Annotated in this window: 22 protein-coding genes; 9 read left to right on the top strand and 13 right to left on the bottom strand. The window is 58.3% G+C overall.

Going from position 1 to position 23,461, the window contains the following annotated elements; all coding sequences use genetic code 11:
- The first annotated feature begins 17 nt into the window (after positions 1–17).
- The 4 genes from potH to rlmC all read left to right on the top strand — a co-directional run bounded on the left by potH (position 18) and on the right by rlmC (position 4,195).
- Positions 18–977: a putrescine ABC transporter permease PotH gene (potH, locus tag DDT56_RS07380; RefSeq protein WP_246856745.1), complete on the top strand. Its 960-nt coding sequence runs from the start codon at positions 18–20 to the stop codon at positions 975–977.
- Positions 974–1,819 (top strand): putrescine ABC transporter permease PotI, encoded by an 846-nt coding sequence (gene potI / locus DDT56_RS07375; protein WP_136165817.1) that lies wholly within the window; start codon positions 974–976, stop codon positions 1,817–1,819. The genes potH and potI overlap by 4 nt, the downstream gene beginning before the upstream one ends.
- A gap of 94 nt (positions 1,820–1,913) precedes the next feature.
- A complete protein-coding gene (locus DDT56_RS07370) occupies positions 1,914–2,423 on the top strand; it encodes a YbjO family protein (RefSeq protein ID WP_246856740.1) in 510 nt (169 codons plus the stop codon).
- A 632-nt stretch (positions 2,424–3,055) separates the two neighbouring features.
- Positions 3,056–4,195: a 23S rRNA (uracil(747)-C(5))-methyltransferase RlmC gene (rlmC, locus tag DDT56_RS07365; RefSeq protein WP_136165816.1), complete on the top strand. Its 1,140-nt coding sequence runs from the start codon at positions 3,056–3,058 to the stop codon at positions 4,193–4,195.
- A 64-nt stretch (positions 4,196–4,259) separates the two neighbouring features.
- On the opposite strand, the gene DDT56_RS07360 is transcribed toward rlmC, so the two are convergent.
- From DDT56_RS07360 to artP, 5 genes are read right to left on the bottom strand one after another with little or no spacing between them, the layout of a single operon-like run.
- Positions 4,260–4,991, bottom strand: a complete 732-nt coding sequence (locus DDT56_RS07360) for an arginine ABC transporter substrate-binding protein (RefSeq protein WP_136165815.1) — start codon at positions 4,989–4,991, stop codon at positions 4,260–4,262.
- Positions 4,992–5,034: 43 nt separating this feature from the next.
- Positions 5,035–5,703 (bottom strand): arginine ABC transporter permease ArtM, encoded by a 669-nt coding sequence (artM, locus tag DDT56_RS07355; RefSeq protein ID WP_136165814.1) that lies wholly within the window; start codon positions 5,701–5,703, stop codon positions 5,035–5,037.
- On the bottom strand, positions 5,703–6,419 hold the full coding sequence (gene artQ / locus DDT56_RS07350) for an arginine ABC transporter permease ArtQ (protein ID WP_136165813.1): 717 nt from the start codon (positions 6,417–6,419) through the stop codon (positions 5,703–5,705). Before artQ ends, artM begins: the two co-directional genes overlap by 1 nt.
- An 11-nt stretch (positions 6,420–6,430) precedes the next feature.
- Entirely contained in the window at positions 6,431–7,162 is a 732-nt protein-coding gene (artJ, locus tag DDT56_RS07345) for an arginine ABC transporter substrate-binding protein (RefSeq protein ID WP_136165940.1), read from the bottom strand.
- A gap of 20 nt (positions 7,163–7,182) precedes the next feature.
- Complete coding sequence (gene artP / locus DDT56_RS07340) at positions 7,183–7,911, bottom strand: arginine ABC transporter ATP-binding protein ArtP (RefSeq protein WP_210416995.1); 729 nt, start codon at positions 7,909–7,911, stop codon at positions 7,183–7,185.
- A 294-nt stretch (positions 7,912–8,205) separates the two neighbouring features.
- Between artP and DDT56_RS07335 the strand changes: the two genes are divergently transcribed.
- Both DDT56_RS07335 and DDT56_RS07330 read left to right on the top strand, forming a co-directional pair.
- Complete coding sequence (locus DDT56_RS07335; protein WP_136165811.1) at positions 8,206–8,529, top strand: heavy metal-binding domain-containing protein; 324 nt, start codon at positions 8,206–8,208, stop codon at positions 8,527–8,529.
- A gap of 48 nt (positions 8,530–8,577) precedes the next feature.
- Positions 8,578–9,405, top strand: a complete 828-nt coding sequence (locus DDT56_RS07330; protein ID WP_136165810.1) for an N-acetylmuramoyl-L-alanine amidase — start codon at positions 8,578–8,580, stop codon at positions 9,403–9,405.
- A 44-nt stretch (positions 9,406–9,449) separates the two neighbouring features.
- Here the strand turns inward: DDT56_RS07330 and hcr are convergent, their stop codons facing one another.
- The 3 genes from hcr to DDT56_RS07315 form a co-directional block, all read right to left on the bottom strand.
- On the bottom strand, positions 9,450–10,457 hold the full coding sequence (gene hcr, locus DDT56_RS07325) for an NADH oxidoreductase (RefSeq protein ID WP_136165809.1): 1,008 nt from the start codon (positions 10,455–10,457) through the stop codon (positions 9,450–9,452).
- A gap of 13 nt (positions 10,458–10,470) precedes the next feature.
- A complete protein-coding gene (hcp, locus tag DDT56_RS07320; RefSeq protein ID WP_136165808.1) occupies positions 10,471–12,123 on the bottom strand; it encodes a hydroxylamine reductase in 1,653 nt (550 codons plus the stop codon).
- Positions 12,124–12,301: 178 nt separating this feature from the next.
- Positions 12,302–13,201, bottom strand: coding sequence for a LysO family transporter (locus DDT56_RS07315; RefSeq protein WP_136165939.1), 900 nt, complete (start codon positions 13,199–13,201; stop codon positions 12,302–12,304).
- A 174-nt stretch (positions 13,202–13,375) separates the two neighbouring features.
- Here DDT56_RS07315 and DDT56_RS07310 point away from each other — a divergent pair, with 174 nt between their 5' ends.
- Positions 13,376–15,040 (top strand): ATP-dependent endonuclease, encoded by a 1,665-nt coding sequence (locus tag DDT56_RS07310; RefSeq protein ID WP_136165807.1) that lies wholly within the window; start codon positions 13,376–13,378, stop codon positions 15,038–15,040.
- A gap of 209 nt (positions 15,041–15,249) precedes the next feature.
- On the opposite strand, the gene cspD is transcribed toward DDT56_RS07310, so the two are convergent.
- The gene (cspD, locus tag DDT56_RS07305) at positions 15,250–15,471 is read right to left on the bottom strand and encodes a cold shock-like protein CspD (protein WP_009113240.1); all 222 of its coding nucleotides are present in this window, start codon (positions 15,469–15,471) and stop codon (positions 15,250–15,252) included.
- A 344-nt stretch (positions 15,472–15,815) separates the two neighbouring features.
- Here cspD and clpS point away from each other — a divergent pair, with 344 nt between their 5' ends.
- Both clpS and clpA read left to right on the top strand, forming a co-directional pair.
- Complete coding sequence (gene clpS / locus DDT56_RS07300) at positions 15,816–16,136, top strand: ATP-dependent Clp protease adapter ClpS (protein ID WP_136165806.1); 321 nt, start codon at positions 15,816–15,818, stop codon at positions 16,134–16,136.
- 29 nt (positions 16,137–16,165) lie between these two features.
- Positions 16,166–18,442: an ATP-dependent Clp protease ATP-binding subunit ClpA gene (gene clpA, locus DDT56_RS07295; protein ID WP_136165805.1), complete on the top strand. Its 2,277-nt coding sequence runs from the start codon at positions 16,166–16,168 to the stop codon at positions 18,440–18,442.
- A gap of 176 nt (positions 18,443–18,618) precedes the next feature.
- Here clpA and infA read toward each other — a convergent pair whose 3' ends face one another.
- The 4 genes from infA to cydD form a co-directional block, all read right to left on the bottom strand.
- The gene (gene infA / locus DDT56_RS07290) at positions 18,619–18,837 is read right to left on the bottom strand and encodes a translation initiation factor IF-1 (RefSeq protein WP_002211347.1); all 219 of its coding nucleotides are present in this window, start codon (positions 18,835–18,837) and stop codon (positions 18,619–18,621) included.
- Positions 18,838–18,953: 116 nt separating this feature from the next.
- Positions 18,954–19,658 carry a leucyl/phenylalanyl-tRNA--protein transferase gene (gene aat, locus DDT56_RS07285; RefSeq protein ID WP_136165804.1) on the bottom strand — a complete coding sequence of 235 codons (705 nt, stop codon included), beginning with the start codon at positions 19,656–19,658 and terminating at the stop codon, positions 18,954–18,956.
- A gap of 91 nt (positions 19,659–19,749) precedes the next feature.
- Positions 19,750–21,489 carry a heme ABC transporter ATP-binding protein/permease CydC gene (gene cydC, locus DDT56_RS07280; RefSeq protein ID WP_136165803.1) on the bottom strand — a complete coding sequence of 580 codons (1,740 nt, stop codon included), beginning with the start codon at positions 21,487–21,489 and terminating at the stop codon, positions 19,750–19,752.
- A gap of 1 nt (position 21,490) precedes the next feature.
- Positions 21,491–23,257 carry a heme ABC transporter permease/ATP-binding protein CydD gene (cydD, locus tag DDT56_RS07275; protein WP_136165802.1) on the bottom strand — a complete coding sequence of 589 codons (1,767 nt, stop codon included), beginning with the start codon at positions 23,255–23,257 and terminating at the stop codon, positions 21,491–21,493.
- Between the last annotated feature and the right edge of the window lie 204 nt (positions 23,258–23,461).

Below are 23,461 nucleotides of genomic sequence, written 5' to 3'. Positions count from 1 at the left end.
GGAAAAACCTAATGACAATGTTTCCCGAACACCGCACCGCGGCGCCGTCGCGGCAGGAAAGGGGGCGCTTGGCCATGCTGATGGCGCGCTGGCGCCAGGATCACGGACGTAAGCTGGTTATCGCGCTGCCTTATTTTTGGCTGCTGCTGCTGTTTATGCTGCCGTTCCTGATTGTCTTCAAGATCAGCCTGGCGGAAATGGCGCGCGCCGTGCCTCCCTACACCGACCTGGTGACCTGGGTGGATGACAGGCTGGATATTTCGTTAAATCTGGCGAACTACCTGCACCTGCTGGGCGACCCGCTGTACGTCGAGGCCTATCTGCAATCCTTGCAGGTGGCGGCGGTGTCGACCCTGTGCTGCCTGCTGATTGGCTATCCGCTGGCCTGGGCCGTGGCGCACAGCCGGCCTTCCACCCGTAATATCCTGCTGTTGCTGGTGATTCTGCCCTCCTGGACATCGTTTCTTATCCGCGTCTATGCCTGGATGGGGATCCTGAAAAACAACGGTATCCTGAACAACTTCCTGCTGTGGCTGGGGGTTATCGATCAGCCGCTGGTGATCCTGCATACCAATCTGGCGGTATATATCGGCGTGGTGTACTCCTATCTGCCCTTTATGGTGCTGCCGATCTATACCGCGCTGACCCGGCTGGACTACTCGCTGGTGGAAGCCTCCCTTGATTTGGGCGCGCGGCCGCTGAAAACCTTTTTCAGCGTTATCGTGCCGCTGACCAAGGGCGGGGTGATCGCCGGTTCGATGCTGGTGTTTATTCCCACCGTGGGCGAGTACGTGATCCCTGAACTGCTGGGCGGCCCGGACAGCATTATGATCGGCCGTATCCTGTGGCAGGAATTCTTTAACAATCGAGACTGGCCGGTGGCTTCGGCCGTGGCGATTATCATGCTGCTGTTGTTGATTATGCCGATTATCTGGTTCCACAAACATCAGAGCAAAGCGGCGGAGGGGGAAGCATGAACAATCTGCCGGTGGTTCGCTCGCCGTGGCGCATCGTGATTCTGGTGCTGTGCTTTACGTTTCTGTATGCGCCGATGCTGATGCTGGTGATCTACTCTTTCAACAGTTCCAAACTGGTAACGGTATGGGCGGGGTGGTCGACGCGCTGGTACGTCGAGCTGTTTCATAATTCCGCCATGATTAGCGCCGTGGCCCTCAGCCTGACGATCGCCGCGGCTTCCGCCACCATGGCCGTGGTGCTGGGTACGCTGGCGGCGCTGGTGATGGTGCGCTTTGGCAGCTTTCGCGGCTCAAACGGCTTTGCGTTTATGCTGACCGCGCCGTTGGTGATGCCGGACGTGATCACCGGGCTTTCCCTGCTGCTGCTGTTTGTGGCGCTGGGGCACGCCATCGGCTGGCCCACGGAGCGTGGAATGCTCACCATCTGGTTGGCGCATGTGACATTCTGCACCGCTTATGTCACGGTAGTGATCAGCGCGCGCCTGCGGGAGCTGGACCGCTCCATCGAAGAGGCGGCGATGGACCTGGGCGCCACGCCGTTAAAAGTCTTCTTTATCATTACGGTGCCGATGATTGCCCCGGCGCTGATCTCCGGCTGGCTGCTGGCGTTTACCCTGTCGCTGGACGATCTGGTGATCGCCAGCTTCGTCGCCGGTCCGGGGTCCACCACGCTGCCTATGCTGGTCTTCTCCAGCGTAAGGATGGGCGTTAATCCGCAGATTAACGCGCTGGCTTCTTTGATACTCTTGGTGGTAGGGATTATTGGCTTTATCGCCTGGTGGTTTATGGCCAGGGCTGAGAAGCAACGCCAGCGCGATATGCAAAAAGCGCGGCGAGGTTGATTCGTCGCCGGTCGTGCTTTATGCGCCTTGAGTGAACGACAACGCCGCCATCGTCTGGTGGCGTTGTTGCTCTGTATAAAGGACGAGAGGGTAAATGCGGTACAGGAAAAAGGAGATCGCCCAGCGAAAAGCCTATGCGCCGGTTCCGGTTATGGTGGCGGGCATCGCTATTATCGCCACCCGTTTGCTGGGCGTGTTGCTGTTGGCCTGGGAACTGGGCCTGAGCGAACTGGGGGGATGGATAGGCAGCAGCGCCCAGTCATGGGACGCTACGCTGGTTTTGCTGTTGTCCCTGGTGATTGTTTGCGCCGAGGTGCGCTGCGGATTTGCGGTGCTGACGGGGGCCAACTGGGGGCGCTGGGGATACGTTATCTGCCAGTGCCTGGTGGCGCTGTATATGCTGCTGGCGTCGGTGAGCGAGTATTTCCCGGCGATATTTCATATCTCCGGCGATAGCCATACGGCGGTGCTGCATCAGCTGTTATTACAGAAAATACCGGATTTGCTGGTGATCTTCCTGCTGTTTTTTCCGCGCCGCAGCCGACGGTTTTTTACTCGTCTCATCCCTGAGACTCGCCCTGCGGGGCGCGGCAAGGTGCGATGAAAATGCTCTCTACACATTTGGGAAAAGATCTCTGTTAGCGTAGTGAGGGTTTCGTGCGCACTTACCTCAGTCGATTTCTACAACCGTAGCAGCACGCGCCCGGCACGGGGGCTTGTTTGTATCTTTGTATTTAACATGCTGATATTAAAGAACTCAGTATTTACATCGTTCACCCTATGGCGTAAGAAATTACGCTGAGGTGGACGACCCCGCGAATGAGCAGCATGGATGCTGCTCAAGCCAGTGCCGCGTCGGACAAAAACGCCGGGAGCGTTTTTGAACAGCGCTTGCGCTGGCCCGCCAGGGCGAGTCTCAGGGATGAGACGAGTATTCCGTCACTGGCGGTTCGGAAAAGGGGGCGACCGCCGAAGGCACCGCGTTAGCGGCGTGATTTCAGCCACAAGCCCGGGTCCGGAGGGTGGTGGCGTTTGAACCACCCTGCGTCGGGCGCGTGCTACGATGTAGCAAAGAAATGGTGGCTTTATCGCGCACGAAATATTCTCAGGCGTTACATATTTCAATTTCTAGGGATTTCCCAGGCCCCGGCTTTTTTTACCGCGGCGGAAATAACGGCGCGGCGGTGGTACAATCCGCGCCATTCTGTTTTCACCCTTAACCGTTAGATTCTCTCTATGCATTGTGCGCAGTACAGCGCGGGAACCTGCCGTTCCTGCCAGTGGCTGGAAAAAGCCTATCCACAGCAGTTGGCCGACAAACAGCAACACCTTGCCGATTTGCTCCGCTCTCGCGCGGTTCAGCAATGGCTGCCGGTTTGCCCTTCGGCGCAGTCCGCGTTTCGCAACAAGGCGAAAATGGTGGTCAGCGGCAGCGTTGAGCGGCCGCTGCTGGGGATGCTGCATCGCGACGGGACGGCGGTCGATCTGTGTGACTGCCCGCTCTATCCGCACAGCTTCGCGCCGGTGTTTGCGGCGCTGAAAATATTTATCGCCAGGGCAGGGCTGACCCCCTATAACGTCGCCCGCCGGCGCGGAGAGCTAAAGTACCTGCTGCTGACGGAAAGCGTTTCGCGCGGCGCCTTTATGCTGCGCTTTGTACTGCGTTCGGAAACCAAGCTCGCCCAGCTGCGCGCGGCGTTACCCTGGCTGCAACGGCAGTTGCCCCAACTTGAGGTGATTTCAGCCAATATTCAGCCGGTGCATCAGGCGATTATGGAAGGGAAGACGGAAATTATCCTCAGCGACGCGGCGACGCTGGCGGAACGGTTCAACCAGGTGCCGCTGTACATCCGTCCGCAAAGTTTTTTCCAGACCAACCCGCAGGTGGCCGGCGCGCTCTATGCCACGGCCCGCGCCTGGGTGGAGGAACTGAATATCCGCAGCATGTGGGATCTGTTCTGCGGCGTGGGGGGCTTTGGCCTGCACTGCGCCACGCCGCAGATGCGGCTGACCGGCATCGAGATCAGCGTCGAAGCCATCGCCTGCGCGCGCCTGTCCGCCGCACAGCTGGGATTGACGCAGGTGGAGTTTCAGGCGCTGGATTCGACGCGCTTCGCCACCGCCCGGGAGCAGATCCCGGATCTGGTGCTGGTGAATCCGCCGCGCCGCGGGATAGGCGCGGAGCTGTGCGCCTATCTGAGCCGTATGGCGCCGCACTATATTCTTTACTCCAGCTGTAACGCCGCCAGCATGGCGCAGGACCTGGATGAGCTGAAAAACTATCGCGCGCGGCGCGTGCAGCTGTTCGATATGTTCCCGCATACCGCGCATTACGAAGTGCTGACGCTATTGCAAAAAGAAGATGCGGCCGATTAGCGGAACGTTTAAGGCGCGACGCGGCGCCGTTAAGCGCCGCGCGGAGTATAGCGGGGGGAAGGTTTTACTGCGGGAACCACTTATCGTTGATGGCCTGATAGGTGCCGTCCGCTTTGATGGCGTCCAGCGCCTTATTCAGTTTTTCCAGCAGGGCCTGGTCGTTGGGACGAACGGCGATGCCCAGCCCCGTACCGAAGTATTCGGGATCGGTAACGTGCTCGCCGACCGTTGCCAGATCCGGGTTGGTTTTAATCCACTCATTCACCACGGCGGTATCGCCGAACACGCCGTCAATACGGCCGTTTTTCAGATCCAGCACCGCATTCTGATAGCTGTCGTAAGAGACGGTCTGCACTTCCGGGTGCTTGTCATGCATATATTTTTGATGCGTGGTGCCGTTCTCCATCCCGATGCGTTTGCCCTGCAACGCGGCGAAATCGCTGAATTTCCCTTTTTGGGCGATCACCACCGCCGAGTTGGCATAGTAGGGCTGGGTAAACGCCACCTGCTTGCTGCGCTCGGGGGTAATGTCCATCCCTGAAATCACCGCGTCGTAACGGCGGAATTTCAGCGCCGGGATCAGGCTGTCGAAAGCCTGATTGGTGAAGGTGCAGGTGGCCTGCATCTGCTTGCACAGCGCTTTCGCCAGATCCATATCGAAACCGACGATATCGTTATTGGCGTCCAGCGATTCAAACGGCGGATAGGTCGCGGACGACGCGAAGCGGATGGTATCCGCGGCCATGGCGCCGCATGTCATCCCGCCCAGTAAGGCGGCGAGCAATAATTTTTTCATCTACATACTCCAGTCTGTGCGGATGTTAGTGGGATATTCAAGGCTAGTTGCGTCGTTCGAACGCCAGCGCGCGCCGTTCAATCAGACGCATCAGCAGGGTGAGCAATCCGTTGACGCAGAGATAGATGATCCCCGCCGCGCCGAAAACCATCACGTCGTAGGTGCGGCCGTACATCAACTGGCTGTACCCCATGACCTCCATCAGGGTAATGGTGTAAGCCAGAGAGGTACTCTTAAACACCAGCACCACTTCATTCGAATAGGATGAGAGCGCGCGTTTAAAGGCGAACGGCAACAGGATGCGCAGCGTCTGTTTCCGCGACATGCCCAGCGCCGCGCAGGACTGCCACTGGCCGGCGGGAATGGCTTTTACCGCGCCATAAAACAGCTGGGTGGTGTAGGCGGCGCTGTTGAGCGCCAGGGCGATCATGGCGCACAGCCACGGCTGCGACAGCAGGTGCCATAGCCAGGGAATTTGCTGTATGGAACTGAACTGGCCGGGACCGTAGTAGATCAGGAAGATCTGCACCAGCAGCGGCGTGCCGGTAAAAAGGGTGATATAACCCTTCGCCAGCGTCGATATCACCGGCGTTTTCAACGTCAGCACCACCGTCAGCAGCAGCGACAGCGCCAGGGCGACGATAAGCGCCGCCACGGTGAGCGTCAGGCTGGTATGCAGTCCCTTAAGCAGCTCGGGCAGGTATGCGAGCATCAGGAAGCCCTCCGTTCAAAACGCGTGGTTCTCAGTTCAATCCGTTTCAGAACGTACTGGCTGAACAGGGTGATCAGCAGGTAAATGGCGGCGGCGATCACGTACCAGGTAAAGGGTTCCTGCGTCCGCGTGGCGATGCTTTTGGTTTGCAGCATCAGGTCATTGACGCTGATCAGCGAAACCAGCGCGGTGTCCTTCAGCAAGACCAGCCACTGGTTGCCCAACCCCGGCAGGGCGTGACGCCACATCTGCGGCATAATCAGGCGGATAAAAATAGCCGACTTGCTTAACCCCAGCGCCTGGCCGGACTCCCATTGCCCCTGCGGCACGGCTTTCAGCGCGCCGCGCAGCGTTTGCGAGGCATAGGCGGCATACAGCAGCGCCAGTGCGATCACGCCGCACAGAAACGGGCTGACTTCAAACATCTCGATGTTCGCTTGTACCGGGATCTGCACCAGATACAGATTCAGGGTAAAGCCGTCCGCCAGCATCAGCAGCAATTGAGAGGAGCCAAAATAGACGAACAGTACCACCAGAATTTCCGGCAGGCCGCGTAATAGCGTTACCAGCGCGGTGCCGCACCAGCCGACCGCTTTCCAGCGGGCGGTTTCCCAGATGGCGAACAGCATGGCGAGGACAAGTCCCAGCGCCAGTGCGCAAACGGCAAGGCCGACGGTCATCCCGGCGGCGCTTGCAAGAGGGTGAAATTCAATCATTGAGAGTCAGATTACTGCTGGAACCATTTTTGATAGATGGTCTGATAAGTACCATCCTGTTTGATTTTGCTGAGCGCGTCGTTGAATTTCTTCAACAGTTCATCGTTATTCTGACGAACCGCAATCCCCAGACCGACGCCGAAATAGCCTTTATCCGTCACCGGTTGACCGACCGCGGATAGGTTTTCATTCTGTTTCAGCCACTCGTTCACCACCGCGGTATCGCCGAACACCGCATCCAGTCGGCCGTTTTTCAGGTCCAGAACGGCATTCTGATAGCTATCGTAAGGCACGGTGGTAATTTCGCTGTGCTTATCCAGCAGGTATTTCTGGTGGGTGGTGCCGTTTTGTACGCCGATGCGTTTCCCTTTCAGCTCACCGACGTCGGCGGCTTTGCCTTTCTGGGCGATAAACAGCGCCGAGTTGTCATAATAGGGTTGGGTAAAAGCGACCTGTTTCTGACGTTCCGGGGTGATATCCATTCCGGCGATAACCGCTTCAAAACGACGGAATTTCAGCCCTGGGATCAGGCTGTCGAACGCCTGGTTGCTGAAGGTGCAGGTAGCCTGTATCTCTTTGCACAGCGCGTTGGCCAGATCGATATCAAAGCCCTGGATCTTATTGCCGGCGTCAACGAACTCGAACGGAGGGTAAGAGGCTTCGGTGGCGAAACGGATGGTTTCCGCCGCGCCGGCGGAAACGCTGGCGCCGGCGAGTAGTAGTACGACGATCGCTTTTTTCATCATAATTTTCCTGAAATTAATCAATGTGATAAATAGCTGGCGAAGGCAGACGTCTGCGGCTGGGCAAAATGAGCGGCATCCCCTTGCTCCACAATACGTCCGTTCTCCATATATACCACTCTGCTGGCCGTTTTCCGCGCGAACTCCACCTCATGGGTGACGATTACCTGGGTAATGCCGGTTTGCGTCAGCTCATGGATGATGCTCACTACCTGAGCGGTAATTTCAGGGTCCAGCGCGGCGGTGGGTTCATCGAATAACAGCACCTGCGGTTCCATCATCAGCGCGCGGGCGATGGCGACGCGCTGTTGCTGTCCGCCGGAGAGATGAAGGGGATAGCGATCGGCGAAATCATTCAAACGCAGGCGGGTGAGCAGTTTGTCGGCACGGGCTTTGGCCTGATCTTTATGCAGCCCGAGCACGCGGCAGGGGGCTTCGATCAGGTTTTGCGCCACCGTCAGATGGGGCCAGAGGTTATATTGCTGAAAAACCATGCCCACGTTCTGACGCAGTTCGCGAATGGCGCCGTCGCCGGGGGCATGAGCGAAATCAAACTGATTGCCCGCGATCGCCAGCTGACCGGAACTCGGCATTTCCAGCAGATTCAGGACGCGCAGCAAGGAACTTTTCCCCGCGCCGCTCGGTCCGAGCAAAACCAGGGTTTCGCCCGCCGGGCAGGTCAGTGTAATGTCGAACAACGCCTGGTATGCGCCGTAGAAGCAGTTAATGCTGTTTAGTTGAATACTCATGCGTAAGAATTGAATAGCCATTGATGCCGCGAATGTTAACGTCGGCAGAATACTTATGCAATCGCCGCGGGTTAAAATTTGCTGATAAGCGAATTATTGCTTAAATAATAGCATAAAATACTAGCTTGACGGTGAGCGGGCCGGGTTTGTCGGGGAAGAGATAAGCCGCGCGGATAATTAGCGCGCGGCTGGCATAGAAACGGCGATCCGCCCGACTATTTTAATCCCGCAGTTGCCCTGTAACAGAACGGTGATATAGGGTATTACGCCTATCAACAGTTCAAGGAGTCCACCATGCATTTATCCACCACCCCGAATCTGGAAGGTTTTACCATTACGGAATACTGCGGCGTCGTAACCGGAGAAGCCATCCTCGGCGCCAACATTTTTCGTGATTTCTTTGCCGGCATTCGCGACATCGTGGGCGGACGCTCCGGCGCTTATGAAAAGGAATTGCGCAAGGCAAGGCAGATTGCGTTTAAAGAGTTGCAGGAACAGGCGGCGGATTTGGGCGCCAATGCCGTGGTCGGGATTGATATCGACTATGAAACCGTGGGTAAAGACAGCAGCATGCTGATGGTGTCCGTCAGCGGGACTGCGGTAAAAGTCGTTCGCTAGTCGCTGTTTAATCACTTTATACGGGAAACCGACGCTCGTCGGAACATCATGACCAAATGCATCGCTATGCTGATGTTGCTATTGCTGGCCGGGTGCCAGTCAGCCTCATCGCTGAAGGATCTCGGGAGTTATAAAGTCGATATGGCGCACCGGGCGCAGGCGCAGGAGGCGCGCATCCGTTTTCTGGTGATCCACTATACGGCGGAGGATTTCCCCACCTCGCTGAGCACGCTGACGGACGAACACGTCAGCGCGCATTATCTTATTCCCGCGCATCCGCCCCTTGACCGGGGTAAGCCGGTGGTGTGGCAACTGGTGGCGGAATCGCAGGCGGCATGGCACGCCGGCGCCAGCGGCTGGCGCGGATTCACGCGTCTCAATAATTCGTCGATCGGTATTGAGCTGGAGAACGCCGGCTATCGGCGTACGCTGACCGGGGTAAAATGGACGCCGTTTCCCGCGGCGCAAATCGCCGTGCTGAGCGATATGGCCCGGCAGATCGTCGAGCGCTATGGGATAGCGCCGCAGAACGTGGTGGCCCACAGCGATATCGCCCCGCTGCGCAAGCAGGATCCCGGACCGCTGTTTCCCTGGGAACAGCTGGCGCGGGCGGGCATCGGCGCCTGGCCGGAGGCGGCGCGGGTGAGGTTCCATCTTGACGGCCGCGACCCCGCCCGGCCGGTGGATGTAGACCGCCTGTTGGCGAAGCTGGCGCGCTACGGCTACCAGGTGCGCGATGATATGAGCGCTCGGCAGAAGCGGCAGGTTATCGCCGCCTTTCAGATGCACTTCCGTCCGCGGGATTACCGGGGAGAGGCGGATGCGCAGACGGAAGCCATCGCCGACGCCCTGCTGGAGAAGTACGCCGCGCCGTGAACGATAACGGCTGCGGTGACGCCGTCTTGACCGGCGCGCGTTGTTCACGCCAGTACGGTATCCCCCTGTAACCGGCAGCTACAGGCCAGCACATAGCCCTGAGCGATTTCCTCCGGGGTCAGGGTCATGGTGCTGTCGGTGTGGTAGTCGCCGGACAGAATGCGGGTTTTACAGCTTCCGCATACGCCCGCGCGGCAGGCGGCGAGCACCGGCGCCTTATTGGCCTCCAGCGCCGCCAGCAGGCTGACGCCCACCGGAACGCGCAGTTTTTGCAACGGGCGGCTGATGGTGAGCGTAAGCCGGTCGCCGTCGTCATACGGGGCGCCGTCAGCCACATAGAACTGCTCTTTAAAGAAGCGCTGCGCTGGCACGCCGGACTGCCGACAGAACCTCTCTACCTGCTCCATATAGGGCGCCGGACCGCAGGTCATCACGGTGCGGCCGGCGATATCCGGCGCCAGCGCCAATAACAGCTCAGAGGTAATCCGCCCGGCGAGAAAACCCGGCGCCGCATCCTTTTCCGCCATCAGCGTCAGTTGCAGGCGGTCTGGGTAACGCCGCGCCAGTTCCCGCCACTCGTCGGCAAAAATAACCTGCTGCGGATTGCGCACGTTAAAAATCACCCGCAGGTCGGCGCTTGGTCGCTTGGCGAGCAGCCAGCGGCACATCGACATAACGGGGGTGACGCCGCAGCCCGCCGCCATCATCAGATAACTTTCGCCGGCGGCGCGCGCGTAGGTAAATTCTCCCTGCGCATCCGACAGCCACAGGTAATCGCCCGGTTTCAGCTTTTGCGTCAGCCAGCGCGAACCGAGCCCCTTATCCAGCCGGCGCACCGTCAGCGTGATAAAGCGGCTAAGCCCCGGCGATGACGATAGCGTATAGGCCCGCAGAGCGTCCGGGCTATCGGCGATGCTCACCAGGGCATACTGGCCGGGCTGATAGGGATAGAAGTCGTGGTTAATCAACGCTATTGTCCAAACATCAGGGGTTTCCTGAACGATCGAATGCACCTGCATACGGTTGGGACAAAGCGGGGTCGGCATGGTCATGACATTATCTCCATCAGGCGGCCAGAATGGCGTTCATATCCTGTTCGACCGTGGTGATGGCGCGCATGCCGAACTTCTCGTTCAGGATCGCCAGCAGATTTTCGGTCAGGAACCCCGGCGCCGTCGGGCCGGTATAGATATTCTTCACGCCGAGGGACAGCAGGGTCAGCAGGATGACGATAGCTTTCTGTTCAAACCACGACAGCACCAGGCTGAGAGGCAGATCGTTGACGCCGCAGCCCAGTTTCTCCGCCAGTTTGACCGCCAGAATAATGGCGGCGTAGGCGTCGTTGCACTGGCCGACGTCCAGTAACCGCGGCAGGCTTTCCAGGGTGCCGAAATCCAGCTTATTGAAACGGTACTTGCCGCAGGCCAGCGTCATAATCAGGCAGTCGTCGGGAACCTTGACGGTAAAGTCGGTAAAATAGCTGCGCTCTGCGCGGCTGCCGTCGCAACCGCCCACCAAAAAGACGTGGCGAAGTTTCTTTTGGGCGACCAGGTCGATAACGGTATCGGCGGCGCTCAGCAGGGTTTCCCGGCCGAAACCGACGGTAATCAGATGTTCGATCTCGCTGTATGGGAACCCGGCCAGCCGCTGCGCCTGGGCGATAACCGGGCTGAAATCATCTCCTTCCAGATGGTTGACGCCCGGCCAGCCGACGATGCTGCGCGTCCAGATGCGATCGCCGTAGTTGCCGACATTGGGATCGATAATGCAGTTGGACGTCATGACGATGGCGCCGGGGAACCTGGCGAACTCCGTTTGCTGATTCTGCCAGCCGCTGCCGTAGTTGCCCACCAGGTGTTTGAATTTCTTCAGTTCGGGATAACCGTGCGCCGGCAGCATTTCGCCGTGGGTGTAGATATTGATGCCGCTGCCTGCGGTCTGTTCCAGCAGCATACGCAAATCTTTCAGGTCATGGCCGGAGATCAGAATGGCTTTACCGGCAACGGGGCGCACGTTAACCGCCGTCGGCTGCGGATGACCGTAAGCCTCGGTTTCGCCGCGATCGAGGATCGCCATAACGTTAAAGTTCATCGCGCCGATGCCCATGGCGTTGTTCAGCAGGGTGTCGACGTCGGTGGGATGCGTGCCCAGCCAGGCCATCAGGGTATGGTATTGCGCATAGATAGCCTCATCATACTGACCGAGAACGTGCGCATGCTCCATATAGGCGGCGGCGCCTTTCAGGCCGTACAGGCACAGCATGCGCAGACCGTGAACGTCGTCGCCCACGGCGTTTTTGTCATGGTCCAGCGCGAAGTCGGCCGCCTGGCGCAACAGCGTCGGGATATCGTCGCCGGCCAGTTGCAGTTCCGCCATGGGATGGGTGACGGCAACGCCCGCCTCCAGCAAACGGCAGCGCGCTGCCAGCGACTGACGCAGCGTAATGGCTTCCCGGGCGTAGCCGATAATCCGCTGCGAGTCGAAGTTGACGTTGGTTAACGTGGAGAAAAAGGCGCGCGGGGCGAAGCTGTCGATATCATGATCGACGATGCCCAGCTCGCGGGCTTGCAGCGCCCAGGCCGACAGCCCTTGCAATACGGCGACCAGAAGGTCTTGCAGATCGGAGGTTTCCGCGCTTTTACCGCACATGCCCTGCGCGTAAGAGCAGCCATTTCCAGCCGGGGTACGGATGGTTTGTTCGCATTGCACACAAAACATAATCACTTCCTTTTTTAAAGTTGCATTTTAAATGCCTCTTTTGAAGCATAGAGGGTCGCGCCATAGGGAAAAAGGCTTTTTTAACGTCACGTTAGATAAAGTTGATTTAGCGCAATTTTGACGGCGGGCAATGAAAATGACTCTCAATCACTGCCCGAAAAGGGAGAGGCAAGGAGGACTATGCGGAAAAAAACGCCATCAGGATCGGCGCGGCCAGGCTCAGCAGAAAACCGTGCACGATGGCGGCCGGCACCATATCCACCCCCGCGCTGCGCTGTAATACCGGCAAAGTGAAGTCCATCGAGGTGGCGCCGCATAATCCCAGGGCGCAGGAGCGGTTGCGCTGAATTAGCGCCGGGATCAGCATAATGGCCAGCAGTTCACGGGTCAGATCGTTAAAAAAGGCCGCGCTGCCGATAACCGGGCCTAATGCGTCGGTGAGCAGGATGCCCGACAACGAGTACCAGCCATAGCCGGAGGCCAGCGCCAGACCGGTTTTCAGCGGCAAACCCAGCGCCCAGGCCGCCAGCGCGCCGCCGGCAAGCGCGCTGACGCCGACCACCAGCGCGACCATCATGCCGCGTCGATTCAACACAATCTGGCGCAGCGTCATGCCGCTGTTGCGCAGCTGTATTCCCACCAGAAACAGCAACAGTATCAGCGCGTACTCGCTGCCCTGACTGGCATGGCTCAGGCCGGACCACTGGGTTAGCCCCAGCAGAAACCCGCCGAATACCACGCCGCACAGCCCGAGCGAGTCAAGGATCATATGCAGCCGGGAGGGGAGCGTCTGCCGTTGATCGGCGCCACGCCATGGGTAGCGTTTTTCCAATAACCACAGCGCCGCGATATTCGCCGCGACGATGCACAGGGTGCAAACGACGGCATAGCGAAAAATCAGCAGCAGATTGCTGCCGAGATTATCCAGAAACGCCAGACTGATGCCCATCAGAAACAGAATGACATACACCATCCAGCTCAGCAGACGGTTAATGGAGCGTAATGCTTTTTTGGCGCGCAGCGGCACCAGATAGCCCAGCATAAGCGGCAATAAAATAATTAATAACCCTGAATACATCACAGAATAGAGGTCCTTAGGAAGAAAAGCCGGTCGCTGGAGGGGAAAATGACATAATCTATTAAAATTAAACAAATTATCATCTTGAGTAAAGTCTTGTCTGGCGGCCTGACACAGGCAGCGGCGGGTTTTATCATTACGTCCGGTGCGGCAAGGCGAAAACAGGAGACGTGGATGTATCTGGAAAGCGTAGAGATTCTGGGATTCCGGGGGATTAATCGGCTGTCGCTGGTGCTGGAAGATAATACCGTGCTGATCGGCGAGAACGCCTGGGGCAAGTCCAGCCTGCTGGATGCGTTGTCTCTGCTGCTGGCGCCGACGCTGCCGCTTTATCATTTCGACAGAGAGGATTTTCATTTTACGCCGGGCGATGAAACCAGCCGCGAGCGCCACCTGCAGGTTATCTTCACTTTCTGTGAAGCGGCGTCCGGGCGCCATCTGGCGCCGCGCTACCGCACGCTTGAGCGCGTGTGGGTGGAAGGCGCGGGATCGCGGCAGCGGATTTTTTACCGCCTGGAAGGCGAGGTCGACGAAAGCGAGGCGGTCTTTACCTGGCGCAGCTTTCTTGACGCCGAAGGGCGCCCGATACCGCTAAGCGATATTGACGAACTGGCCCGCGAGGTGATCCGTTTGCACCCGGTGCTGCGTCTGCGGGATGCCAGGTTTATGCGGCGTCTGCGTTCGGGAACCCTGGCCGTCGCCGCGGATAACGGCAATGAAAAGCTGGCGCGGCAGTTTGAACAGCTGATGGGCGAGCTGGCGCAAAATCCGCAGAAACTGACCGATAAGGAGCTGCGGCAGGGGCTGGCGGCGATGCGCCAATTGCTTGAACACTATTTTTCCGAACAAAACGCCACGCTGAATGAGCGGCGGCATCATCGCCATGCACGGGCGCACAACGGAAAATCCTGGCGCTCGCTGGACAATATCAACCGCCTTATCGCCGATTCGAACAACCGCAGCCGGCGGATTATCCTGCTGGAACTCTTTTCCACGCTGTTACAGGCCAAAGGCGCGGTGACGCTGGACGCGCATTCCCGCCCTCTGTTATTAATCGAAGATCCGGAAACGCGTCTGCATCCGATTATGCTGTCGGTGGCGTGGGGGTTGCTGATGCAGCTGCCGCTGCAGAAAGTCACCACCACCAATTCGGGGGAACTGTTGTCGCTGGTGCCGATGGAGCAGGTTTGCCGTCTGGTGCGCGAATCATCGCGCGTGGCGACCTATCGCATCGGCCGACAGGGGATGAGCGCGGAGGACAGCCGGCGTATTGCCTTCCATATTCGTTTTAATCGCCCTTCGTCGCTGTTTGCCCGCTGCTGGCTGCTGGTGGAGGGGGAAACCGAAGTCTGGATGCTGAATGAGCTGGCCCGGCAGTGCGGCCACCACTTTGCCGCCGAAGGCGTTAAAGTCATTGAGTTTGCCCAGTCGGGGCTGCGGCCGTTGCTGAAATTCGCCCAGCGCATGGGCATTGAATGGCATGTGCTGGCCGATGGCGACGACGCCGGGAAAAAGTATGCCGCCACGGCGCAAAGCCTGTTGTCAAAGCAGGGAGAAAGGGAGCGCGACCACCTGACCGTCTTGCCGGCGCTGGATATGGAGCATTATATGTACCGCGCCGGATTCGCCCACGTCTATCACCGGGTGGCGCAACTGCCGGAAAAGGTGCCGCTGTCCATGCATAAAATCATTATGAAAGCGGTTCATCGATCGTCGAAGCCGGACCTGGCCATTGAAGTGGCGATGGAAGCCGCAACCATGGGCGGCGACGCCATCCCGCCGCTGATCCGCGGCATGTTTTCCCGGGTGCTGTGGTTGGCTCGCGGGCGCGCCGATTAGCGGTTGAACCACCGGCGGCTTAACGCCGGTTCAACCGCCGCGATTCGGAAAAAAGAGAGCAGGGAAGCGCTTGAGGCTTGATTTATTTTTTAGCGCCCCAACCTGGATTTGAAGGCGGTAAAGATAAAATGCCGGTCGAACGATCAGACCAGCATTTTTGTACTAACCTGAATAAAAATCGAAATTTTTTAGTTAAGGCACAGTGTTTATCAGGCGACGGTTTCGCTGACCAGGGGCACGATCAGACTTGCATGATTACCTTTCGGTCCTTGATGAACGTCGAACCTGACAACCTGTCCAGCCTTTAGCGTTCGGTATCCGTCCATTTGAATTGTCGAGTAGTGAGCGAAGATATCTTCACCGCCCCCTTCAGGACAGATAAAACCGAAACCCTTGGCGTTATTGAACCATTTAACAGTACCTGTCTCCATGCTGGACATCCTTCGCAAGAGTATTTTTTAAGGTAAGGTGAGGTTATTTGGTTAAGTGAATACGAATTGATTAAAACCTCATCAATTCAACACTACACTGTAGTGAAATCGATCCCGGCGTCAAGCGATCCACATTTTAGGACCAGGGTCTTTGTGTCAAAATTTGATGCAGATAACGCTATTGCCGGCTTTTATTCAGCGTTGCGTAGTGAATTCGAGGGATCGAAGACAGTAGACCGCGCTTTCGGGCAACGATTTTGGTCCCCGGATGGTAAAACGAAAACCAGACGTGCTACTGTAAATACAGTTCGCTACGGTGATATTCAGACGACGTTGGACAGACAATGGGAAACGATAAAACGTGGTCGCAATCAGAGAGCCTGACCGCCGATCAACATAAAGAAAAACTGCAACCGCCATCGATGTATAAAGTGTTATTGAACAACGATGATTACACGCCGATGGAATTTGTTATTGACGTTCTGCAAAAGTTCTTTTCTTATGATATTGAACGTGCAACGCAACTGATGCTGACGGTTCACTATCAGGGAAAGGCGATTTGCGGCGTGTTCAGCGCTGAAGTGGCTGAAACCAAAGTTGTACAGGTAAACCGTTACGCCAGAGAAAATGAGCACCCGCTGCTCTGTACGCTGGAAAAAGCCTGAAGTCAGGCAATTCATTGGGGGAGGGGCATATGCTCAATCAAGAACTGGAACTCAGTCTCAACATGGCTTTCGCCAGAGCGCGTGAGCACCGGCACGAGTTTATGACCGTGGAGCATTTGCTGTTGGCTCTGCTCAGTAATCCGGCCGCACGTGAAGCACTGGAAGCCTGCACGGTGGATTTGACCGCGCTGCGCCAGGAACTGGAAACCTTTATTGAACAGACCACGCCGACGCTGCCGCAAAGCGACGACGAGCGTGAAACGCAGCCGACGCTGAGCTTCCAGCGCGTGTTGCAGCGCGCGGTCTTTCACGTTCAGTCATCGGGGCGCAGCGAAGTTTCAGGGGCGAACGTGCTGGTCGCCATTTTCAGCGAACAGGAGTCTCAGGCGGCGTACCTGCTGCGCAAGCATGACGTCAGCCGTTTGGACGTGGTGAATTTTATTTCGCACGGGACGCGTAAAGAAGAGTCCGGGCAGGCCCCAAACCCGGAAAATCCTGTCAATGAAGAGCAGGCCGGAGGGGAAGACCGTATGGAAAACTTCACCACCAATCTGAATCAGCTGGCGCGCGTCGGCGGCATCGACCCGCTTATCGGCCGGGACAGAGAGCTGGAGCGGACCATTCAGGTACTGTGCCGGCGGCGTAAAAACAACCCGCTGCTGGTGGGGGAATCCGGCGTCGGCAAAACGGCCATCGCCGAAGGGCTGGCCTGGCGGATTGTGCAGGGCGACGTGCCGGAGGTGATGGCGGACTGCACGCTCTATTCGCTGGATATCGGTTCTTTACTGGCCGGAACGAAATATCGCGGCGATTTTGAAAAACGCTTCAAGGCGCTGTTGAAACAGCTGGAACAGGATAAGAACAGCATCCTGTTTATTGATGAAATTCATACGATTATCGGCGCGGGCGCCGCCTCCGGCGGTCAGGTCGACGCGGCCAATCTGATCAAACCGCTGCTCTCCAGCGGCAAGATCCGCGTTATCGGCTCCACCACCTATCAGGAATTCAGCAATATCTTTGAAAAGGATCGAGCGCTGGCGCGTCGTTTCCAGAAAATCGATATCACTGAACCGAGCGTGGAAGAAACGGTACAGATCATCAACGGCCTGAAGCCGAAGTATGAAGCCCACCATGACGTTCGCTATACGGCGAAAGCGGTGCGCGCGGCGGTGGAGCTGGCGGTGAAATACATCAACGACCGCCATCTGCCCGACAAGGCGATCGACGTGATTGACGAAGCCGGCGCCCGCAGTCGGCTGGTGCCGGTCAGCAAGCGCAAGAAAACGGTCAATGTGGCGGATATCGAATCCGTGGTGGCGCGCATTGCCCGTATTCCGGAAAAAACGGTGTCGTCCAGCGATCGCGACGTGCTGAAAAACCTGAGCGAGCGCCTGAAGATGCTGGTGTTCGGGCAGGACAAAGCGATTGAAGCGCTGTCGGAATCCATCAAGATGAGCCGCGCCGGGTTGGGGCAGGATCGCAAGCCTATCGGCTCCTTCCTGTTCGCCGGGCCGACCGGGGTGGGTAAAACGGAAGTCACGCTGCAGCTGGCGAAAGCGCTGGATATCGAGCTGCTGCGCTTCGATATGTCCGAATATATGGAGCGCCACACCGTCAGCCGTTTGATCGGCGCGCCTCCGGGCTATGTCGGCTACGATCAGGGCGGCCTGCTGACCGACGCGGTGATTAAGCATCCGCATTCGGTGCTGCTGCTGGATGAGATCGAGAAGGCGCACCCCGATGTGTTTAACCTGCTGTTGCAGGTGATGGATAACGGCACTCTGACGGATAACAACGGCCGCAAAGCCGACTTCCGCAACGTGATCGTGGTGATGACCACCAACGCCGGCGTGCGGGAAACCCAGCGTAACTCTATCGGCATTATCCAGCAGGATAACAGCACCGATGCGATGGAAGAGATCAAGAAAGTGTTTACGCCGGAGTTCCGTAACCGTCTTGACGGCATTATCTGGTTCAACCATCTGTCTACGGACGTGATTCAGCAGGTGGTGGATAAATTCATCGTTGAGTTGCAGGCGCAGCTGGATGCGAAGGGCGTATCGCTGGAAGTCAGCGACGAAGCGCGCGATTGGCTGGCGACCAAAGGCTATGATAAAGCCATGGGGGCCCGTCCGATGGCGCGGGTGATGCAGGAAAACCTCAAGAAACCGCTGGCCAACGAACTGCTGTTCGGATCGCTGGTCGACGGCGGCTCGGTCAAGGTTGAACTGGATAAGGAGACGCAGCAGCTGACCTACGGTTTCCAGAGCGCGCAGAAGCATAAAGCGGAAGGCGCGGTTCACTAGGCCACCCCCTCCCGGCCTCCCCCTTGACAGGGGGAGGAGCTAAAAAGGGTGATGCGCAGGCATCACCCTTTTTTTATGATTGCCGCCCCAAACGCAAAAGCCCTTGCCGGTAACGGAAAGGGCAGCAGAGGTGGAACATCCTCGGATATCGCTGCGGTCAGCGACGGGCGAACCGGTTAACGGCTGCGGAAGACAATGCGGCCTTTGCTCAGGTCGTACGGGGTCAGCTCTACAGTGACTTTGTCACCCGTCAGGATGCGGATATAGTTTTTACGCATTTTACCGGAGATATGAGCGGTAACCACGTGCCCGTTTTCCAATTCAACGCGGAACATGGTATTGGGCAGCGTATCAAGCACGGTGCCTTGCATTTCAATATTGTCTTCTTTGGCCATCGAATCCTCTAGGTGTAACTACCTTTGTTTTTAACCGGCAAGATAATGCCGAAAAACCCGCATTATGTAAAGAAGCGTTGCTAAACCGGGCATTATTTATCAACGGCCGCTATCTGTCACGGCATCGGCGGAGCCAGCGTTTGCCGCCGCCAACAGCCATCGGCCGCCGGATTGTCCCGCAGCTGAAAAAGCAATTGCAAAAAACGATCGCGGGGAATTTCACACACCCCTAATGAAGCGGTATGGGCGTTCAGTACCTGACAGTCGATCAGGTAACCACCGTGACGAATAAAATGTTGCTGGAATGTCAGCAACGCATATTTGGACGCATTGTCGGTGCGGCTGAACATTGACTCGCCGCAAAACACTCCACCTTGCGCAACGCCGTACAGCCCGCCGACAAGCGTGCCATTCTGCCACACTTCGACGGAATGTGCTTGTCCTGACTGATGAAGTTCGCCATAAGCCAGAATAATTTCCGTGCTGATCCAAGTTCCGCCCCCGCGTTCATCGGCACAGGCGGCGATCACTTCATCAAACGCGTGGTTGATGGTGACCTGAAATTCGTGCTTACGCAGAAATTTCCGCATGCTGCGGCTGAGATGAAATTCCCCCGGAAACAGCACCGCCCGCGGGTTGGGCGACCACCATAAAATGGGCTCGCCGGGCGAATACCAGGGAAATATCCCGTGCCGATACGCCGCACCGAGGCGTTCAACCGCAAGATCGCCCCCTATCGCCAATAAGCCGTTTGGCTCGTCCAGCGCATTAATCGGATCGGGGAAGCGCAGTGAGTCGGGGGAGAGTTGATACAGTCGCATAATATCCCGTATTACCTGAAAGTAGCTCCCCGCTCGCGCGGGGATAACGGTGCTGGCAACACCTTGTCGGCTACCTGCTGTTCAATAGTCATTAAACATGCTGGTGAAATTGCCAGTAACGCCCCTGCCGGGCCATCAATGCCTGATGGCTTCCCTGTTCGATAATCCGGCCGCCATCCATCACGCAAATGCGATCCATCGAGGCCAGCTCATACAGCCGATGGGTGATCACTATCAGCGTTTTGCCGCTACAGTGCCGACGCAGCAACTGCAAAATACGCCGTTCGGTTTCCGCATCCAATCCTTCGGTCGGCTCGTCCAGCAATACCAGCGGGGCAGGGTGCAGCAAGGCCCGCGCCAGGCCGATGCGGCGCTGTTCGCCGCCGGAGAGCTGACGCCCGCCTTCGCCGAACCAGGCGTTCAGCCCTTCATTCTCCAGCAGCTTATCCAGACCGACCTGTTGCAACACCGTCGCCAGTTGCTCATCGCCGGCATCGGGCGCGGCCAGCAGCAGATTATCGCGCAGCGTGGCGCTAAAAATATGTACGCGCTGCGGCACCACGCTCATCATGCCGCGCAGTTCATCTTCACGCCAGGAAGAGAGCGGAAATCCGTTCAGCGTTATCTCCCCCTCGCCGCAGTCCCACGCGCGGGTAAGCAGTTGCAGCAGGGTGGATTTGCCGCATCCGGTACGCCCGAGCAGGGCCAGATGCTCGCCGGCGCGGATATTGAGCGAGATATCGCTCAGTACCGGCAAGGGCTGGTCGGGGTAGGTAAAGCCGACGCGGGTTAAATCAAGCGCCGCCGTCGGCGCCGTGGGCGGTCCCCGATCCGGAAAGGTCACCTCGGCCGGCTGGCGGATAATCTGATCGACCCGCGCGGCGGAGGCGATAACCTGTCCCATATGCTGGAACGCCCCGGCCACCGGCGCCAGCGCTTCAAAGGCGGCCAGCGCGGCGAAAACGAATAGGGCGATCAGCGCGCCGGGCCGGGTATCGCCGCCAATGCCCGCCGCGGCCAGCCATAACATCAGGGTGACCGTCAGTCCGCTGCATAAAATCATCAGCGCCTGAGACAGGCCGGTAAGATTGGCCTGCTGGCGTTGACGCGCCAGCCAGCGCGTTTCCAACTGCGCCAGCCGCTGACGCGCCGCCGCCAGCGCGCCGAAGACGGTCAATTCCGCCTGCCCCTGTAGCCAGGTGGTCAACTGGATGCGATATTGCGCCCGTAACGCCGTCAGATCCTCTCCGATGCGCCGCCCGGCCCGATAAAACGCCACCGGCAGCAGCAGTAACAGCGTCAGCATAATGGCGCATAGCGTCAGCGCCAGCAACGGGTCCAGCCAGCTTAGCCCGTAGGTGACGATCAGAATTACCAGCAGGGCGCCGACCATCGGCGAAATAACGCGCAGGTATAAATGGTCGAGCGTATCCACATCGGCCACCAGCCGGTTCAGCAGTTCCGCCTGGCGAAACCGGGCGATAGCGCCGGGAGAGAGCGGCAGAATACGCGCAAAGGTAAATACGCGCAGCTGTTGCAGCACGCGGAATGTGGCGTCGTGGCTGACCAGCCTTTCCGCATAGCGGCCCGCGGTGCGGGTAATCGCCGCGCCTCTGACGCCCGCCGCCGGCAGCATATAGTTGAAGGTATACAATCCGGCGACGCCCGCCAAAGACGCGGCGGCCAGAAACCACCCGGACAGCGCCAGCAGCCCGATGCTGGCCAGCAACGTCGCAATGGCTAAAATAATGCCCAGACTCAGGCGCCAGATATGGCGCCGATAGAGGCGTAGAAAGGGTTTTAACACCTGTAGCGTTGTTATTCGGGACATCTTATAGCTCTCCCTGACGTTGCGCCATCAGTTGCGCAAAGGCGCCGGATTGCGCGCTGAGCGTGCGGTAATCCCCCTGTTGAACCAACCGGCCCTGATGCATCACCCATATGGCGTCGTAATCAAGCGTGTCGTTCAACTGATGAGTGACCAGCAGCGTGGTCTGCTGACGGGACGCGGCGTTTAACGCCGCCATGACCCGCTGCTCGCTGTGCGCATCCAGGCTGGCGGCGGGTTCGTCGAGCAGCAGCAGCCCGCACGGATTGATTAACGCCCGGGCAACCGCCACGCGCTGCGCCTGTCCCACGGAGAGGCGCGCCGCGCCGTCGCCGATGGGCGTATCCAGCCCCTGCGGCAGCTGAGGCAGAAATTCATGCACGTGCGCCCGCTCAACGGCCCGCTGCAGCTCATCCTCGGTTGCCTGCGGTTTCCCCAGTAAGATATTGGCCCGCAGGCTTTGCTCCGGCAAATGGGGATTTTGACCCACCCAGCTTAACCGGCGGCGCCACGACGCGGGCGACAGCGTATTCAGCTCGATATGGTTAACGCTAAGGGAGCCGCGGTAGGGCAGGAAACCAAGCAGCGCATTCAGCAGCGAGCTTTTCCCCGCGCCGCTGACGCCCACCAGGGCGATACGCTGGCCCGCCGCCACGCTGAACGTCAGCGGCTGGGTCAGCGGGGTGCCGTCGGGTGCCAGAACGACCAGATCGGTCGCCTGGATGGCGATGGCGCCCTGGCCGCTGAATTCACGCTCGCCGGCCCCCACGCTTTCGCCTTGCGCCGTCAGAAAGGCCACCAGCGATTCCGCCGCGCCGACGGCCTGGGCCTTGGCGTGATAAAAGGTGCCGAGATCGCGCAGCGGCTGGAAGAATTCAGGCGCCAGGATCAGCACCAGGAAGCCGGCGAACAGCGTCACGCCCGCGCCGTAATGGCCGAAATTGAGTTCTCCCAGATAAGAGAAGCCAAAGTAAACCGCCACCACGGCGATGGAAATGGAGGCGAAAAATTCCAGTACCCCGGAGGAAAGGAAAGCCATGCGCAACACTTCCATGGTGCGGCGGCGAAAATCCTCGGACGCCTTGCTGATTTGCTCGGTTTCCGCGCGGCCGCGATTAAACAGACGCAGGGTTTCCAGCCCGCGCAGGCGATCGAGAAAATGTCCGCTCAGGCGCGCGAGCGCCAGAAAATTACGCCGGTTGGCGTCGGCCGCCCCCATGCCGACCAGCGCCATAAACAGCGGGATCAGGGGCGCGGTCAGCAACAGAATAAGACCCGCCGCCCAGTTAATCGGGAAGATGGCGATCAGAATAAGCAGCGGGATCAGCGCGGCCAGGTACATCTGGGGAAGATAGCGGGAATAGTAGTCCTGCATATCTTCAACCTGTTCCAGAATGATGGTCGCCCAACTGCCGGCCGGTTTTCCCTGAACCCAGGCCGGGCCCAACTGCTGTAGCCTGTCCAGCACCAGCTTACGGATTTGCTGACGCACCGCCTGCCCGCACAGAAAGCCCACGCGCTCCCGCAGCAGGCTGTTCAACGCCCGCAGCACAAAGGCGGCGACCAGCAGCAGAAACGGCGCGAGCAAGGCTTCGCGCGGCGTATGATCGATAATCAAGGCGTGCAGCAGGGCGGCCAGCAGCCATGCCTGCGCCACAATCAGCACCCCGCTCAGAAAACCGAGCAGCAGTGAAAGCCTCAGCCAGCGCTGCGCCCGTTTGCTCTGTTGCTTCAGCCAATGCGTGAGTTCTTGCTGTCTGGTTTGTTTCATCAGATACCAGGCCGTAATGTGTATGGAGGGGTGCGATGGAAAATAACGCTGATATAACCGTTGGTTAACAATATGCTCTTCCCATGCGCAGAATGCCGACATGTTACCGCGGCGGGAGCAGGGTGCAAACGATAAAGGCGGGGGACGATCAATTTTTGCGCTGTGCAAGGGGAAAACGACGATCCGGGACGGCGGGTGCGTCCC

Origin of the sequence: Brenneria corticis (assembly GCF_003115855.1) — a bacterium.
GTDB classification, from domain to species: Bacteria; Pseudomonadota; Gammaproteobacteria; order Enterobacterales; family Enterobacteriaceae; genus Brenneria; species Brenneria corticis.
This window is presented reverse-complemented; position numbering and strand designations above follow the sequence as displayed.